Source organism: Nocardia sp. NPDC004568, from assembly GCF_040609955.1.
Classification (GTDB): Bacteria; Actinomycetota; Actinomycetes; order Mycobacteriales; family Mycobacteriaceae; genus Nocardia.
This window is the reverse complement of record NZ_JBEXLL010000054.1, coordinates 20,927-36,391: the sequence shown is the minus strand read 5'-3', so window position 1 is coordinate 36,391 and position 15,465 is coordinate 20,927. Positions and strand designations below refer to the sequence as shown.

Here is a 15,465-nt window from a genome sequence, read left to right as displayed (position 1 = left end):
ACTTCCATCCGATTGTCTCGGACAGTAGGGAAACCGGGACATTACTGTGAGAATTCCCGGTTTCCCGTCGAGAAAGGTTGTCAGACCTCGTATTCCACCAGCACCCGGCGCAGCAGTTTGCCGGTGGGGTTGCGGGGCAGATCGTCGAGGAATACGACCTCGCGCGGCACCTTGTATCGGGCCAGGTTCTCCTTGACGTAGGTCTTGATCTCGGCCTCGTCCGGGGTGTGGCCGGGTTCGGGGACGACGAACGCGCGCAGCCGCTTTCCGAACTCCACATCGTCCACGCCGACCACTGCGGCGTCGAAGATGTCGTCGCGTTCGAGCAGCAGGTTCTCGACCTCCTGCGGGAACACGTTCTCCCCGCCGGAGACGATCATGTCGTCGTCGCGGCCGTCCACCATGAGCAGGCCGTCCTCGGTGAAATGGCCGACGTCGCCGCTGGACATGTAGCCGTCGATGATCTGCTTGTGCCGGCCGTCGGTGTAGCCCTCGAAGGGCGCGCCGCTGCGGACGAAGATCCGGGCGGTGACGTTGTCGGCGGTCACGGCCTTGTCGTTGTCGTCGTAGAGGCGGACATCGCAGGTGAGTGGCGGGCGGCCGACCGTACCGGGGGCCTTGGCCAGGTCGGCGGGCTGGGCCACGGTGGCGATGGCGACCTCGGTGGAGCCGTAGAGGTTGTACAGCACGTGCCCGAATGCCTCGGTCGCCTTGACGCACAATTCGGGGGACAGCGCCGAACCCGCGAGGATGATCCCCTTCAGCGAGGACGTGTCGTACTTCGCCCGGACCTCGGCGGGCAGTTCCACCATCCGGTGCAGCATGGTCGGCACCGCGACCAGCAGTTCGGCCTTGTGATCGGAGATCATCTTCAGGGTGGCCTCGGCATCGAACCGGCGCCGCATGACGATCTTGTTGGTGAGGCCGATGCTCACCAGGTACGTACCCAGACCCGTGCTGTGGAAGATCGGCGAGACGATGACGACGGTGCCGCGCTTGGGGAACGGCATCCGGTCCAGGAACTGGGCGGTCGCCACCGGGCTGGCCTTCTCGCGCGGCGCGCCCTTCGGGAGACCGGTGGTGCCGCTGGTGAGGATGATGAAACCGCCGGGCTTGGCCGGGACGGGCAATGCCCCGGTGCCGTTCTCGGCGATCAGATCGTCCAGCGTCCGGGCGCCCGCGGGGATTTCGGTGCCCTCATCCACCCAGGTGAGGAAGCGCGGCATATCCGCGGGCAGGGCGTCGAGCAGGCCGAGGAATTCGCTGTCGTGCAGGACCGCCTTGACCTTCTCCCGTTCGCACACCTCGGCGAACTGCGGTTTGGCGAACCCGGTATTCATCAGCGCGATCTTCACGCCGAGCTTGCCCGCGGCGGCCATGGATAGGATCAGTCCGCGATGGTCCCGGGCGAGGATGCCGATCACGGTGCCCTCGGTGATTCCCGCGTCGCGCAGCCCGTGCGCGATCTTGGTGGATTGCTCGTCCAGTTCGCGGTAGGTCAGTTCGCCGCGTTCGTCGGCCAGACCGGGCGCGTCCGGCGCGATGCGCGCGGAGTGCATGATCAGGGTGGCCTGTGGGATGTAGGTCTTGGAATCCTTCAGTGTCCGCAGCGTTTCCCCCGGATTCTTCAGATCGATGAATCCGCTGGACTGCAGCAGCCCGTATGCCTTGACGACTTCCAGCGTGTGCGCCAGGTTCACCTTCGAACACCTCCACAGATCCTCGCGTCGGCACTCGACCTAGCGATTCCGAACGGCATATCGGTCGCCACCGTAGCAGTGAAAGTGTAATCGCTCACAACGTACGCACCGGACAAAAAAGACATCCGTGAGCGCCCCCCGAGGTGGCCGGTGCGCACGGGTGTCGGATATTCGACGCACTCGCGCACACCGGCTCGCGGGTCAGTGGTACACCGAGCCCATCGACGGGAAGGTGATGTCGCCGCGCACGTACTGGAAGCCGTCCGGGTGCTCCGGGCTCACCGGCACCGGCCAGCGGTGCCACAGGTTGCCGTACACCGCGGCGACGATCATGCCCGGGCCGGGATCGATCGTCCGGGTGCGGATGGTGGTGTCGGCGATGATGTCGCGGTGCTCGGTCAGCTGCTCGATACCGCTGCGGCCGTTGTTGAGATTGAGCCATACCACGTCCAGCCGGGCGCCCGTCTGGTTCGGGGCGATCGTGCCCGGTCCGCCGAAGAACGCGAACCGGAAGCCGTCGATGTTCAGCGACAGGCCCGAGCCGTACATGCCGGGGCCGCCGCCGCGGCCCACGGTGGATTCGGCCGGGATCTGGAACGGTTGTGCGGGCAGCGCGGCGTCCCGGGAGGCGGCGGCGACCCGCGCGTCGCCGAGCAGCCGGGACACCGCCTGTTCGGCGGCCGGATCTCCCGCCGCGGCGGTGTGCAGGGCCTGGGTGGCCGAAGCCCAATCGACCTGGGCGGGTTCGGCGGTCGCGTGCCCGGTGAACAGAACCGTGGCTGCGGCGGTCCCCACGGCGGAGGTGAGGAGCCGACGGGTCAAGGCCGATATACGCATAACCAGTCTCCTTGCAGAGGCGATGTCCGGGGTGCTGCTCAGTGACTCGGTAGTGGTGTAGCGGGTGGAACCCGTCCGGGCGCGGGTCCGGAACCGGAAGCGGTCCGGCGTCGCCGATCGGACGGTTCGATCGAACAAACCCTGTCACTCGCTTCCGACGGTGTCCAGGACCGCCGCGCGGCCGGTCGGTCGCGGTTTCGTATCCGGCGCGACGGCGGCCCGGGTCAGCCGGCGGTGACCGCGCGCTGGAGCAGCTGCCGCAGCGTTCGCTGTTCCTGCTGGGTGAGGGGTTGTAAAGGGGAATCGGCAGCGAGCAGGTCGAGCAGGCGCGCGCGCAGTTCGCTACCCGCCGTCGTGAGGACGAGTTGTTTGGCGCGCCGGTCCGTGGGGTGGGCGCGGCGTTCGACATAGCCGTTCGCCTCGAGTCGGTCGACGATGAACGTCGCGTTCGAGGGTTCGCAGCTCATGCGCTCGGCCAGTTCGCGCATGGTCATCGGCCCGGTCAGCTCGCGCAGCGCGACCGCCTGCGGCGCACTGAGGCCCAGCGGGGTGGCCCGCAGGCGCACATGGTTCTCGATGCGGTGGTTGAGCGCGTTGACCAGCCCGCACAGTTCGCGCTCCGCGGCTGCGAGGCTTTCGGCGTGCGTCCTGGGTGAATCGCTCATGGTCACGATCCTAGCGAAGTTCATTCAACTTCAATAGTTGCAACTAGAACCATTCTAACTTTAATCTTATGGCGAGTGGCCGACAGCCACGCCGCACCCGAGCCAGGAGTCCCACCATGACCACAGTCCATCCGGCCACCGAACTCATCGATCCGTTTGCCGGAACCACCGGCCCCGATGCCGGGCAACGCCTGCGCCGCCCGGGACTCCTCCGGTCGATCCGATTGGGTGAGCTGACCGTCACCTACGTCCCCGACGGGGCGGTGGGCCTGGCACCGCGCGGCTGGCTGCCCGACACCACCGCCGAGGACTGGGTGGCGCACGCCGATCACCTCGACGAGAAGGGGTACCTGGTAGCCGCTATCGGCGGCCTGCTCGTCGAGCTCGGGGACCGCGCGCTGCTGATCGATAGCGGCGTCGGGCCGGTTACGGTGCCGGACGACCCGGGCAACCCGCTGATCGGCGCTCTCGGTGGCGGCGCGCTGCTGGACAATCTGGCCCGGGCCGGCCGGGCGCCGCACACCATCGAGGCGGTGGCATTCACTCATCTGCACGGCGACCACATCGGCTGGGCAGCACATCCGGCCGACACCGGCGGCCCGGTGTTCACCGCAGCCGACTACCTGGTCGCCGAAACCGAATGGGCGCACCGGCACCCGTCGCCCGAACATGCGGTGACGCCGGGCATGCTCGAGGTGATGAGCTCCAAGGTCCGCACGATCGCCGACGGCGAAGAGATCTTCCCCGGCGTGCGGGCGATGGTGGCGGCGGGTCATACCGCCGGGCATACGAGCTATTCGATAACTTCCGGCGGCCGGCGTCTGCTCGCCTTCGGCGACGCGCTGCACACGCCGCTACAGGTCCGATATCCGCACTGGTCCTCGGGTGTGGACCACGATCGGGTCGCGTCGGCACAGGCGAGAAACCGGCTGGTCGACGAACTCGCCGCCACCGGCGACCTGGCCTTCGGCAATCATTTCGCCGACGTCGTGTTCGGTACGGTCGCCCGCGACGACGCCGGCCGTACCTCCTGGGTGCCGTTGCCCTGACGTCCGGACGCCCCCGGCGTCGCCCGGACGCGGGGGACCGGTGCGGGTCCGCTGGGCGAGCCCGCACCGGTCCGTCCGTCGCCTACTTCAGTTCGGCGCTGGTCTTGCCCAGGACCCGGCGGGCGACAATGAGCTGCTGGATCTGCTGGGTGCCCTCGAAGATGTCCAGGATCTTCGAGTCCCGGCCCCACTTCTCCAGCAGCAGCCGCTGCGAGTAGCCGACCGCGCCGGCCAGTTCCACCGACTTCAGCGTCACATCGGTGCCGGTGCGGCCCGCCTTCGCCTTGGACATCGATGCCTCGAGCGAATTGGGTTTCTTGTTGTCGGCCATCCAGGCCGCTCGCAAGGCCAGCAGATAGGCGGATTCGTAGTCGGCTTCCATCCGCAGGAATTCGGCCGCCGCCGCGTGCTGATTGTTGGGCGGGGTGTCGTAGGAGATCTCGATACCCGCGTCGGTGAGGATGGCGCGCAATTCCTCCAGCGCGGCGCGGGTGACACCGATGGCCATGGCGGCGACCAGCGGGCGGGTGTTGTCGAAGGTCTGCATGACCCCCGCGAATCCCTTCTCCGCGTGTACTTCCGGGCTGCCGAGGATATTGTCCTTCGGGATCCGGCAGTCCTGCAGCAGCAAGACCGCGGTATCGGAGGCCTTGATACCGAGCTTGTGCTCGAGCCGGGCCACCGACAGCCCGGGAGCGTCGCGCGGGACCACGAACGATTTGATGGCGGCGCGGCCGAGACTGCGGTCCACCGACGCCCACACCACGATATGGGTGGACCGCTGGCCCGCGGTGACGAAGATCTTCTCGCCGTTGAGCACCCACTCGTCGCCGTCGAGGACGGCGGTGGTGGTGACCGCGGCCGAATCGGAGCCGAAGCTCGGCTCGGTGATCGCCATCGAGGCCCACACCTTGCCGAATCGTTCCAGCTGTTCGTCGGTGGCCACGGCGGCGATCGCGGCGTTGCCCAGCCCCTGATAGGGGATGGAGAGCATCAGCCCGACATCGCCCCACGAGGTTTCCAGGGCGTTGAGCAGCGCCGACATATTGCCGCCGTTGGCGTTGACGAGCACATCGGTGGAGGGCGGCTCGTCATCGGAGCGGCCGCCGCTGGCCCCGCTGATCTTCTGCGTGCCCGAATCGCTGAGCCCGTCGACCATGGCGGCCATGGTGTCGAGTTCCACCGGATATTCGTGTTCGCCGAGATCGTATTTGCGCGAGATGGGCCGGAAGATCTGCGCGGCGACCTGATGCGCCTGGTTGGCGCTGGCCCGCAGCTTCTTGGGAAGTTCGAGATTGATCATGAAAGTCTCCTGGGAAAAGAGCTGTGACGACGCCGCGAACTCAGACCAACACCACGCCCTCGGCGACCGCGATACCCCTCAGATCGCGGTACCAGCGTTCGACCGGGTGCTCCTTGGTGAAACCGTGGCCGCCGAGCAACTGGACGCCGTCCAGCCCGAAGCGCATCCCCTTGTCCGCCGCCAGCTTCTTGGCCAGCGCCGCTTCGCGGGCGAAGGTGAGGCCCTGTTCGGCGCGGGCGGCGCCGCGCAGCGTGACCAGCCGCAGTCCGTCGAGTTCGATGGCGATATCGGCGACCATGAACGCGACCGCCTGCCGGTGGCTGATCGGTTCGCCGAAGGCTTCCCGCTCGTTGACGTAGGGGATCACGTAGTCCAGGACGGCCTGTCCGGTGCCGGTGGCCAGCGCGGCCCAGCCGAGGCGGGCGAGCTGGACGGCGTCGCGGTAGTCGGCCGCGTGCTGTGCGGCGTCGCCTTCGCCGAGGATCGCGTCGGCGGCTACAGCGACATTGTCCAAGACCAGCCGGCCCAACCCGGCCGCGCGCAGGCCCATGCTCGGATCGGCTTCCACCGACAGGCCCTTGGCATCGGATTCCACCACGAACAGGGCCGGGCGTCCGTCCAGTTCGGCGCCCACGACGAAGATCTCCGCGTCGGCGGCCGCGGGGACCAGGCTCTTGACGCCGTTCAACCGGTACCCGCTGGGTGAACGCACGGCCTTGGTCTGCAACACGAACGGATCGAACAGCGCGCGCGGCTCGCTGATCACCACCGAGGCCTGGGGCACGTTCTCCCCGGTGAAGGCCGGCAGGTAGGTCTGCTGCTGGGCGTCGGTACCCCACTGGGACAGCGCGACCGCGACACCGCTCGGCGCGAGCAGCGGTAGCGCGAGCCCCATATCGCCGTGCGCGAGGGCCTCGGCGACCATCGTGTTGGTGACGGCGCCGCGTTCGGTGGCCGCGCCCTCGAGTTCCTCGGGGACGTTGATGAGGGTGATACCCAGTTCCGCGGCCCGGCCGAGCAGATCCGCCGGCGCGGCGGCCGCCTCGTCGGCGTCGTGCGCGGCCGGGCGCAGGATCTCGGCCGCGAACTCGCGCACCGTCTCGACGATCATCTGCTGTTCGTCGGTGGGGGTGAGGTCGAAGTAGTCCTTGGTCTTCGACTCGTTGTCCGGTAGTCGCTTGGGCGCTCCGCCACCGGCGACCTTGTTGAAGGCCCGGGTGGCGGCGCCGAGGGTGCGGAATCCGGTTTTGGTGCTCTGGTAGGTGACCCGGTCGATCGGCTTGCGCAGGTTGTACTTCTCGGCCAGCTCCGATCCGGTGATGGTCGACATGACCCGCATGGCGGCGCCCATCCAGTCCCGTTTGGGTTGGTGCAGGCCCACCCCGTTCTCCTGGCGGGCGCCGTGGTGCGACCGCCGCTCGGTAGCGCTGTCTCGAATGCTCATCATCACCTGTTTCTCGCGCGGGGGTGAGGGTCGGACCCCGGGGATCTTACTGCGGAGTAAGGCTATCTTACTGCGGAGTAAGAAAGGCGTCGAGTGGTCGCTACGTCCTGCTGAACGGACGCGCGCGCAGAACGGTGGCCGATGAACCCCAGAACGCCCGCCCCAGGGCCGGGGCGGGCGTTCTCGGTCGCCGGAGCTGCCGCGGGTGGGAATTGTCGTCACCCGGGGCCGCGGCCTCCGGCCGGCTATTCCCGCACGTACCAGCGCAGGGTCGCGTAGGCGGTGAGACCGGCGAACAGTACGCCGACCGGCATCACCATGAGCGCGGTGGTGAAGATGTCGTCGAAGGTGATCTGCGGGAAGACATTGCTGGCGAACAGATCGCCCAGGGCCCGGTCGATGACCAGTGGGCGGGCCACGAACAGGCCCACCGTGGCCAGCAGCCCACCCGCCAGCGCGGCGGCCACCGCTTCCAGCAGGAACGGCAGCTGGGTGTACCAGCGAGTGGCGCCCACCAGGCGCATGATGCTCACCTCCGTACGCCGAGTGAAGGCCGCGATCTGCACCATGTTCGCGATCAGCAGCAGAGCCGCCACCGCCTGCAGCAGCGCCATACCGAACGCCGCGTTGCGCAGGCCGTCGAACAGGCTGACCAGCCGGTCCACGATGTCCTTGTCGTTGCGGACCATGCCGACGCCGGGCCGCTCGTAGAACTGCTCGTAGATCGTCGGGTACAACGACGCGTCGGTCATCTTCACCCGCAGCGAGGCCGGCAGCGGTGTCTCGCTCACATATTCGGCGAGTTCGGGCTGGTCCTTGAAGGTCTTTTCCTTCGCCTCCCGGATCGCCGCGTCCCGGTTGAGATACTGCACGTTCTCCACGCCGTCGACGGCCTCGAGATCGGCCATCAGCGTCCGGCACGGATCGTTCACACAATCCGGATCGGTCGCGGACACGTCCTCGGTGAGGTATAGCCGCACCTCGAGCCGGTCCAGGAAATACTGCTCGGTCTTGTCGGCGATCCGCACCGCCAGCAGGCCGCCGCCGAGCATGGTCAGCGAGACCGCGGTGGTCAGGATCATCGCGATGGTCATGGTGACATTGCGGCGCAGCCCCTCGGAGACCTCGCCGAACAGGAATCCCGCCCGCATTACCGGCGCACCTCGTAACCGCCGTCGGCCTGATCGCGGACCAGATGGCCCTCGTAGAGTTCCACCACTCGCCGGCGCATACCGTCCACGATCAGCGGATCATGGGTGGCCATGAGCACGGTGGTGCCCATCCGGTTGATGTGTTCGAGCAGCAGCATGATCTCGTAACTCGTCTCGGGGTCGAGGTTGCCGGTGGGTTCGTCGGCCAGCAGCACCAGCGGCCGGTTGACGAAGGCCCGCGCGATCGCGACCCGCTGCTGTTCGCCGCCGGACAGTTCGGTGGGGAGCCGGTCGGCTTTACCGCCCAGCCCGACCAGTTCCAGCACTTCGGGCACCGTCCGGTCGATGAACTGTCGTCGCTTGCCGATCACCTCCAGCGCGAAGGCCACGTTCTGGGCGACGGTGCGCTGCTGCAGCAGCCGGAAATCCTGGAAAACACACCCGATCCGCTGCCGCAGTCGCGGCACCCTCCGCCCCGGCAGCCGGTCGACCCGGAAGTCCGCGACCGAGATCTCGCCCGCGGTCGGCGTCTCCTCTTTGAGCAGCAACCGCATGAAGGTCGATTTACCCGAACCCGACGGACCGATGAGGAAGACGAACTCACCCTTGTCGATATGGACGGTGATGTTTTCCAGCGCTGGCCGCGTAGCGGTCGGATACGACTTGCTGACGTTGCGCAGGGTGATCACGAGGAGACAGTGTAACCATTCGATAACGAAGCGGCCCGCGGGCCGTGTCGTACCCGCTACCGGACGGGAATCACCTGGACAGGGACCTGATGGACGGCGGGGGCGGGCGCCGGTTTCGCGGGTGCGATCTGATCCGGTTTGACGAACAGGTACAGCACGAACGTCGCCACCCAGCCGCCCGCCAGGATCAGGGTCGATCTACGGGCGCGCATTCAAGCCCTCCCGGCGCATGGCCGCGGCCACGCGTACCCGTAGCTCGCGACTCACCTCGAACTGTTTACCCGGCAGCGTCCGGGCGACCATCCGGATGTTCATCTGGTCCACGGTCAGGTCCTCCACACCCATCACCGTCGGCTCGTCGAGCAGTAGCGGTTCGAGGCGGGGGTCCTGGTAGGCCTGGCCACCCACCTCGTGCAGCACTTCGTTGATCCGGGTGATATCGGCACTGGCCGAGACCGGGACATCGATCGCCGCGCGGGCCCAATCCTTGGACAGATTGGTGACTTTCACGATCTGGCCGTTCGGGACGGTGATCACCTCACCGTCCGGGTTACGCAATTTGGTGACCCGCAGCGTCACATCCTCGACGGTGCCCTCGGCCGGATCCTGGATACCGGTCACCGCGATCCGCACCACATCACCGAACCCGTACTGCCGTTCGGTGATGAGGAAGAAGCCGGCCAGGATGTCCTGCACGATGCGCTGCGCGCCGAAACCGAGCGCGGCACCCAGCACCGCGGCCGGTGCGACCAGGCCCGACATCGAGAATCCGATCCGCCCCAGGACCTCCATGGCGACGAGCACGTAGGCCACGGTGAGCACCACCCAGGTGAGCACCTGCGCCAGCGCGTGCCGGTGCTTGGCCTCCTCGGAGCGGACCAGGGCGTCACCGCCGCGGAAGCCGGAATCGATCTTCTGGGTGACCCGGTCGCGAACGTAGGTGGCGAAGCGGGCGAACAGCATCGCCCCGAGGATCAGCAGCACGATCTCCAGGCCGGACGACCGCAGCCACGACGTGACCTCCGAAGACGCCGCCAGCGACAGCGCCAGGGCCTCGGACCCGTCCGAATGCATCAGACCACCTGCTCTCGCACCACCGAAACAGCCTGCGGAGCCCCGGATCCCGGGACCGCTAGCTCTCCTGCAGCACTGTACTCATCCGCCAGCGGATCCCGGATTCGATGAATCCGTCGATATCGCCGTCGAGTACCGCCGAGGGATTGTTGACCTCGAAGTTCGTGCGCAGGTCCTTGACCATCTGGTACGGGTGCAGCACGTAGGACCGCATCTGGTTGCCCCAGGACGCGCCCTCGTTGGTCTTGAGCGCATCCATCTGGGCGCGCTCCTCCTGCCGTTTGCGTTCGAGCAGCTTGGCCTGCAATACGCGCATGGCCGACACCTTGTTCTGCAGCTGCGATTTCTCGTTCTGGCAGGTGACGACGATCCCGGTGGGGATATGGGTGATCCGCACCGCCGAGTCGGTGGTGTTGACGCTCTGGCCACCGGGGCCCGAGGACCGATAGACATCGACCCGGATATCGGTTTCCGGAACCTCGATATGGTCGGTGGTCTCCACCACCGGCAGCACCTCGACCTCGGCGAAGGAGGTCTGGCGGCGGCCCTGGTTGTCGAACGGGCTGATCCGGACCAGCCGGTGCGTGCCCATCTCCACCGAGAGGGTGCCGTAGGCGTAGGGCGTCTTCACCGCGAAGGTGGCGCTCTTGATACCGGCTTCTTCGGCGTAGGAGGTGTCGTAGACCTCGACCGAGTACTTGTGCCGGTCGGCCCAGCGGATGTACATGCGCATGAGCATCTCGGCCCAGTCGGCCGCGTCCACGCCGCCGGCACCGGAGCGGATATTGACCAGCGCGTCACGTTTGTCGTACTCGCCCGAGAGCAGGGTGCGGACCTCGAGCGCCTCCACATCGCTGTGCAGCGCGGCCCGCTCGGCGTCGGCGTCGGCCAGCGCGCTGGTCTTCGCCTCGCCTTCTTCCTCCTCGGCCAGCTCGTAGAGCACCGGCAGATCCTCGAGCCGCTGCCGTAACTCCTCGACCCGGCGCAGTTCACCCTGGGCGTGCGAGAGCTCGCTGGTGACCCGCTGCGCGTGATCCTGGTCGTTCCAGAGCTCGGGATCGGCGGCCTGGTGCTCCAACTCGTCGATACGGCGGCGCAGCTCCTCGATATCGAGGACCGATTCGACGGTCTCGAGGGTCGCGTCGAGTTCGGCGAGGTCGGCGGTCACGTCTGGATGCACGGTGTTCAAGGCTACTAGGAGTGTCCATCGCGGTGCACCGCGCGGCCCGCGGAGGGCACCGGCGGTGGCCGCGGGTCAGCTCGGGACGGCCCGCAGGTTGCCGGGGCGGTGGCCGGCGAGCCGGTCCAGGGCAGCGGCTGTCGCCGGGTCGGCGGGGAGATGGACGATCAGCTGCTGATCGTCGTCGGCGAAAAGGTCCAGGGTCTCGAAGGCCAGCCGCAAGGTCCCGGCCGTGGGGTGCGCCATCCGGGTCACCCCGGTGGCGGCGGGCAGATTGGGCACCGTGGCGACCCGGTCGGTGAACGCCGCACCCGCGGTGATGGTGAGCTGGTCGGCCAGCGCCGCGATCTCCGGATCGGCGCGGAAGGGGCCTTGTTTGAGGGTGGCGACGAGGTGGTCGGCCAGATGACCCCAATCCGGGTAGATCTCGCGGGCCCGCGGATCGGTGAAAGCGAAATGAGCGAGATTCGACCAGTGCTCACCGTCGAGCGCCCCGGTCGGCTCCATCAACCTGCGGTAGCCCTCGGTGCAGGCCAGCACCTCGGTGAGCCGGTTGACCACGACCGCCGCTGCGGGTTCGAGCTGGTCGAGCAACGCCCGGATCGTCGGCCGGATCTCCCGACCCGGCCGGGCCCGGCCCATGCAGTTGAACCCGGTATCGGCCTTGGTCAGCCGGTACAGGTGCACCCGTTCGGCGGAGGTGAGGCCCAGCGCGTCGGCCAGCGCGGCGAGGACCTGGGGCGAGGGGTTGCGGTCCCGGCCCTGCTCGAGCCGGGTGATGTACTCCACGCTGACCCCCGCCAGCGTGGCCAGTTCCGCCCGCCGCAGTCCGGGCGCCCGGCGGCGCGCCCCGGTGGGCAGCCCCACCTGGGCCGGTGTCACCGCGTCGCGCCTGCTGCGCAGGAACAGGCCCATCTCGTTCTCGCTCACGGTCCCACGGTAGCGGCGGACCGCACGCTCAGGGTGGCCGTGGCAGTACCACTCTCGGCGCGGTCTCCCACCGCGGCACCCGGCGCGGCAGATTCGATCTCGGGCAGCCACCGGGCCGCCCGAGCAGAACGGAGCACACCATGACCACAACGCCCCTCCGTCTCGCGGTGATCGTCGGCAGCGTCCGCGAGGGCCGCTTCGGACCGGTCGTCGCCTCGTGGATCGCCGCGCAGGCCGCCCGTCACGACGGATTCGAGATCGACGTGATCGATCTGGCCGAGGCCGAGATCCCGCTGGCGCTGCCGGCCGTCCCGCCGGCGCTGGAACCGAACCCGCCCCGCCCCGCCGGTATGCGGGACCTCTCCGAGCGGCTCGGCGCCGCCGACGCGTTCATCATCGTGACCCCCGACTACAACCGCAGCTTCCCGGCCTCGCTGAAGGCCGTGATCGACTGGCATTTCACCCAGTGGCAGGGCAAGGCCATCGCGTTCGTCGGTTACAGCGGGGCCAGCGGCGGCCTGCTGGCCATCGAACAACTGCGCCAGGTGTTCAACGAACTCGACGCGCACACGGTGCGCGAGTACGTGTCGTTCCCCCGCTACTACCTGCTGTTCGGGGAGGACGGACAGCTGCACGCGCCCGCGGAACCCGAAGCGCAGGCACAGGCGATGCTCGGCCGGCTGCGGTGGTGGGCCGAGGCGCTGACGGCGGCCCGGGCGGTGGTGGCCTGAGCCGGGTGCGCCCGGCGAGTGGGACGGCACGGCGCGCGGGCGCACCCGGACCGACTCGATAGTGTTCGGGTGTGGCTGCTCACTCCTCTGACCTCGAACTCGCATTGCGGCTGGCCGACGAAGCGGACGCGATCACCCGGGACCGGTTCCGCGCGCTGGATCTGAAGGTCGACGCAAAACCGGACCTCACGCCGGTATCGGATGCCGATCTGGCCGTGGAGGAGGCGATCCGCCGGATGCTGCGGCACGGCCGCCCCGAGGACGCGGTCCTCGGCGAGGAGTTCGGTGGCACGGCCGAGTTCACCGGCCGGCAATGGGTGGTCGATCCGATCGACGGCACCAAGAATTTCGTGCGCGGCGTCCCGGTGTGGGCCACTCTCATCGCCCTGCTGGAAGACGGTGTGCCGGTGGTCGGTGTGGTGAGCGCCCCGGCGCTGGCCCGCCGCTGGTGGGCCGCGGTCGGGCAGGGCGCGTGGTCGAGTTTCCATCCCGGCGCGCCCCAGCCGATCACGGTCAGCGCCGTCTCCGATCTCGGTTCGGCCAGCCTCGCGTTCTCCAGTCTGTCCGGCTGGCGGGACCGGGGCCTGCGTGAGCAGTTCGTCGACCTCACCGACGATGTCTGGCGGGTCCGCGGTTACGGCGACTTCTTCAGTTACTGCCTGGTCGCCGAGGGGGCGGTGGATATCGCGGCCGAACCCGAAGTCTCGCTGTGGGATCTGGCCGCGCTGGACATCCTGATCCGTGAGGCCGGCGGCACCTTCACCTCCCTGGACGGCCGCGACGGTCCGCACGGTGGGGACGCGGTGGCCTCCAACGGGCGGCTGCATCAACAGGTCCTGCTCCGTCTCCGTGGCTGACCCGGGGGCGGCGCCGTCGCGGCCGGCTGGCGGCGCGGTCACGGCGGTCACCGCCTTCCCCGCTGCGACCGGTGCCGGTGGACGCACCCTGCGCGGATGGCCGACTATGGGCTGATGACGCTCAGCACGCACGAGGCCGATCTCTTCGAGGGCGCCCGCGGCCGTCTGCAGGCGATCGCCTACCGGCTGCTGGGGTCGGCCGGTGACGCCGAGGACGCGGTACAGGAAACCTTCCTGCGGTGGCACGCAGCGGATCGGGAGCGGATCGAGACGCCCGAGGCCTGGTTGACGAAGGTGCTCACCAACCTGTGCCTCAACCAGCTCACCTCGGCGCGGGCCCGGCGGGAGACCTATGTCGGGGAGTGGCTTCCGGAGCCGGTCCTCGCCGGCGACCCGATGCTGGGTCCCGCCGAGACCGCCGAGCAGCGTGAGTCGGTCTCGCTCGCCATGCTCACCGTGATGGAGCGGCTCACGCCCAACGAGCGCGCGGTGTATGTGCTGCGCGAGGCGTTCGGGTATCCGCATCGGGAGATCGCGGAGATCCTCGAGCTCAGCGAAGCGAACTGCCAGCAGATCTACCGCCGGGCTGCACAGCATCTCGGCGGCCGGTCCCGGATCGAGGTCGACGCGGCGGCCGCGCGCCGGATCGCCGAAGAGTTCATCGCCGCCGCCCTCAGCGGCGAGACCGACCCGCTGATCCGGCTGCTCACCGGCGATGTGGTCAGCGTGGCCGACGGCGGCGGCGTGGTCCGGGCCCGCAGGACCCCGGTGGTGGGGGCGGACGCGGTGGCCCGCTACCTGCGCCACCTGTTCCGGCCGACGGCCGCCAAACGCGCCTTCGTCGGTGCCGACCTCACGTTCTACGCGGCCGTGCTGAACGGCGATCCCGCGGTCGTGATCGAGGCCGGCGGACGGGTCCACGGCGCGCTCGTCCTCGAGCTGTCTCCCGCGGGTATCGCGGCGCTGCACGTGCAGGTGGCGCCCGACAAACTGGCCCGTCTCACCCGCGAGTGGGCGGCCGAGGGCCCCCATCGCCCGCTCGACGCGCAGTGGTGACCCACGTCATACGTTCGTCTGCGCGGGCGCGGGCCGGAGTGTCGCCCACCCCACCGTGCTGTTGCCGAGCCGACGACGGCGCCTCACGGTGCAGGAGCCGGTGGTACCCGGGCTGGTCGCCTCCTGATACCGGGTCCGTCCGCCGATCGCGACGCACCGGAACGCGGGCACACCTTCGGCGCGGCGGCGGATGAATCGCGCACGGGCGCCGGAGTCCGGGCTGTCAGCCCATGGTCTTGGCGCCGTCGATCGCCTCGCGGATGATGTCCGCGTGACCGGCGTGCTGCGTGGTCTCGGCGATGATGTGCAGCAGTACCCGGCGCGTGGACCAGTGGCTCTCCTGGAACCAGGGCGCCTTCGGCAACGGCCACTTCGCATCCAGGTCGGGCAGCGATACGACCATCTCGTCGGTGCGCCGTGCCACCTCGTCATAGGCCGCGAGCACCCCGGCCAGCGTCTCGCCGGGCAGCATCCGGAACTCGTTCTCCCGGGCGGCGAAGTCCTCGGCGGTCAGCTCGTCGAAATCCTTCGAGGTCGAGGTTCCGTCGACGATGAAATCCACCCAGCCGCGCTCGACACCGGTCACATGTTTGATCAGGCCGCCCAGGCACAGCTCGCTGGGCGTCGGGCGCGCCGCCGCCTGTTCTTCGGTCAGTTCGCGGGTGGTGAAACGCAGGAAGAACCGCGCCGCGCGCAGCTCGGCCAGCAGGTCGGCCCGTTCGCCGGAGAGGGCCGCGCCGGTGTCGGTCCGGGGGAGGGTGGAGTTGTCGCTCAAGGTCATCGCCTTCCGTCAGGGTCC

Annotated in this window: 16 protein-coding genes; 4 read left to right on the top strand and 12 right to left on the bottom strand. The window is 68.6% G+C overall.

Translation table 11 applies throughout. The features are described 5' to 3' along the window. Window positions 1–80 precede the first annotated feature (80 nt). From ABZV91_RS22575 to ABZV91_RS22565, 3 genes are all read right to left on the bottom strand, one after another. Complete coding sequence (locus ABZV91_RS22575; protein ID WP_355244978.1) at window positions 81–1,700, bottom strand: acyl-CoA synthetase; 1,620 nt, start codon at window positions 1,698–1,700, stop codon at window positions 81–83. A gap of 201 nt (window positions 1,701–1,901) precedes the next feature. After that, window positions 1,902–2,537, bottom strand: a complete 636-nt coding sequence (locus ABZV91_RS22570) for a hypothetical protein (protein ID WP_355244975.1) — start codon at window positions 2,535–2,537, stop codon at window positions 1,902–1,904. 224 nt (window positions 2,538–2,761) lie between these two features. Beyond that, entirely contained in the window at window positions 2,762–3,202 is a 441-nt protein-coding gene (locus ABZV91_RS22565; protein WP_355244972.1) for a MarR family transcriptional regulator, read from the bottom strand. Window positions 3,203–3,318: 116 nt separating this feature from the next. On the opposite strand from ABZV91_RS22565, the gene ABZV91_RS22560 reads away from it, so the two are divergent. Further along, window positions 3,319–4,251: an MBL fold metallo-hydrolase gene (locus ABZV91_RS22560; RefSeq protein WP_355244969.1), complete on the top strand. Its 933-nt coding sequence runs from the start codon at window positions 3,319–3,321 to the stop codon at window positions 4,249–4,251. 82 nt (window positions 4,252–4,333) lie between these two features. Here the strand turns inward: ABZV91_RS22560 and ABZV91_RS22555 are convergent, their stop codons facing one another. From ABZV91_RS22555 to ABZV91_RS22520, 8 genes are all read right to left on the bottom strand, one after another. Then, the gene (locus ABZV91_RS22555; protein WP_355244966.1) at window positions 4,334–5,554 is read right to left on the bottom strand and encodes an acyl-CoA dehydrogenase family protein; all 1,221 of its coding nucleotides are present in this window, start codon (window positions 5,552–5,554) and stop codon (window positions 4,334–4,336) included. A gap of 40 nt (window positions 5,555–5,594) precedes the next feature. Then, window positions 5,595–7,001, bottom strand: coding sequence for an acyl-CoA dehydrogenase family protein (locus ABZV91_RS22550; RefSeq protein ID WP_355244964.1), 1,407 nt, complete (start codon window positions 6,999–7,001; stop codon window positions 5,595–5,597). 242 nt (window positions 7,002–7,243) lie between these two features. After that, window positions 7,244–8,149: a permease-like cell division protein FtsX gene (gene ftsX, locus ABZV91_RS22545; protein ID WP_355244961.1), complete on the bottom strand. Its 906-nt coding sequence runs from the start codon at window positions 8,147–8,149 to the stop codon at window positions 7,244–7,246. After that, window positions 8,149–8,838, bottom strand: coding sequence for a cell division ATP-binding protein FtsE (gene ftsE, locus ABZV91_RS22540; RefSeq protein WP_355244959.1), 690 nt, complete (start codon window positions 8,836–8,838; stop codon window positions 8,149–8,151). The genes ftsX and ftsE overlap by 1 nt, the downstream gene beginning before the upstream one ends. 56 nt (window positions 8,839–8,894) lie before the next feature. Continuing rightward, complete coding sequence (locus ABZV91_RS22535; RefSeq protein WP_157181814.1) at window positions 8,895–9,050, bottom strand: hypothetical protein; 156 nt, start codon at window positions 9,048–9,050, stop codon at window positions 8,895–8,897. Continuing rightward, complete coding sequence (locus ABZV91_RS22530) at window positions 9,037–9,912, bottom strand: mechanosensitive ion channel family protein (protein WP_355244955.1); 876 nt, start codon at window positions 9,910–9,912, stop codon at window positions 9,037–9,039. The genes ABZV91_RS22535 and ABZV91_RS22530 overlap by 14 nt, the downstream gene beginning before the upstream one ends. A gap of 58 nt (window positions 9,913–9,970) precedes the next feature. Beyond that, a complete protein-coding gene (gene prfB / locus ABZV91_RS22525) occupies window positions 9,971–11,092 on the bottom strand; it encodes a peptide chain release factor 2 (RefSeq protein ID WP_355244952.1) in 1,122 nt (373 codons plus the stop codon). Between the two features lie 75 nt (window positions 11,093–11,167). Further along, on the bottom strand, window positions 11,168–12,022 hold the full coding sequence (locus ABZV91_RS22520) for a helix-turn-helix domain-containing protein (protein ID WP_355244949.1): 855 nt from the start codon (window positions 12,020–12,022) through the stop codon (window positions 11,168–11,170). 140 nt (window positions 12,023–12,162) lie between these two features. Here ABZV91_RS22520 and ABZV91_RS22515 point away from each other — a divergent pair, with 140 nt between their 5' ends. The 3 genes from ABZV91_RS22515 (at window position 12,163) to sigJ (ending at window position 14,666) form a co-directional block, all read left to right on the top strand. Then, window positions 12,163–12,753, top strand: coding sequence for an NAD(P)H-dependent oxidoreductase (locus ABZV91_RS22515; RefSeq protein ID WP_355244946.1), 591 nt, complete (start codon window positions 12,163–12,165; stop codon window positions 12,751–12,753). A gap of 71 nt (window positions 12,754–12,824) precedes the next feature. Further along, entirely contained in the window at window positions 12,825–13,610 is a 786-nt protein-coding gene (gene hisN, locus ABZV91_RS22510) for a histidinol-phosphatase (protein ID WP_355244943.1), read from the top strand. A gap of 96 nt (window positions 13,611–13,706) precedes the next feature. After that, window positions 13,707–14,666, top strand: coding sequence for an RNA polymerase sigma factor SigJ (sigJ, locus tag ABZV91_RS22505; RefSeq protein ID WP_355244940.1), 960 nt, complete (start codon window positions 13,707–13,709; stop codon window positions 14,664–14,666). 223 nt (window positions 14,667–14,889) lie between these two features. Here the strand turns inward: sigJ and ABZV91_RS22500 are convergent, their stop codons facing one another. After that, complete coding sequence (locus tag ABZV91_RS22500) at window positions 14,890–15,441, bottom strand: DinB family protein (protein WP_355244937.1); 552 nt, start codon at window positions 15,439–15,441, stop codon at window positions 14,890–14,892. Window positions 15,442–15,465 lie beyond the last annotated feature (24 nt).

Coding starts and splice junctions, on each gene's coding strand:
- ABZV91_RS22565 (WP_355244972.1), bottom strand. CDS start 3,202: ATGAGCGATTCACCCAGGACGCACGCCGAAAGCCTCGCAGCCGCGGAG.
- ABZV91_RS22570 (WP_355244975.1), bottom strand. CDS start 2,537: ATGCGTATATCGGCCTTGACCCGTCGGCTCCTCACCTCCGCCGTGGGG.
- ABZV91_RS22560 (WP_355244969.1), top strand. CDS start 3,319: ATGACCACAGTCCATCCGGCCACCGAACTCATCGATCCGTTTGCCGGA.
- ftsX (WP_355244961.1), bottom strand. CDS start 8,149: ATGCGGGCGGGATTCCTGTTCGGCGAGGTCTCCGAGGGGCTGCGCCGC.
- ABZV91_RS22530 (WP_355244955.1), bottom strand. CDS start 9,912: ATGCATTCGGACGGGTCCGAGGCCCTGGCGCTGTCGCTGGCGGCGTCT.
- ABZV91_RS22550 (WP_355244964.1), bottom strand. CDS start 7,001: ATGATGAGCATTCGAGACAGCGCTACCGAGCGGCGGTCGCACCACGGC.
- ABZV91_RS22535 (WP_157181814.1), bottom strand. CDS start 9,050: ATGCGCGCCCGTAGATCGACCCTGATCCTGGCGGGCGGCTGGGTGGCG.
- ABZV91_RS22515 (WP_355244946.1), top strand. CDS start 12,163: ATGACCACAACGCCCCTCCGTCTCGCGGTGATCGTCGGCAGCGTCCGC.
- sigJ (WP_355244940.1), top strand. CDS start 13,707: ATGGCCGACTATGGGCTGATGACGCTCAGCACGCACGAGGCCGATCTC.
- ABZV91_RS22555 (WP_355244966.1), bottom strand. CDS start 5,554: ATGATCAATCTCGAACTTCCCAAGAAGCTGCGGGCCAGCGCCAACCAG.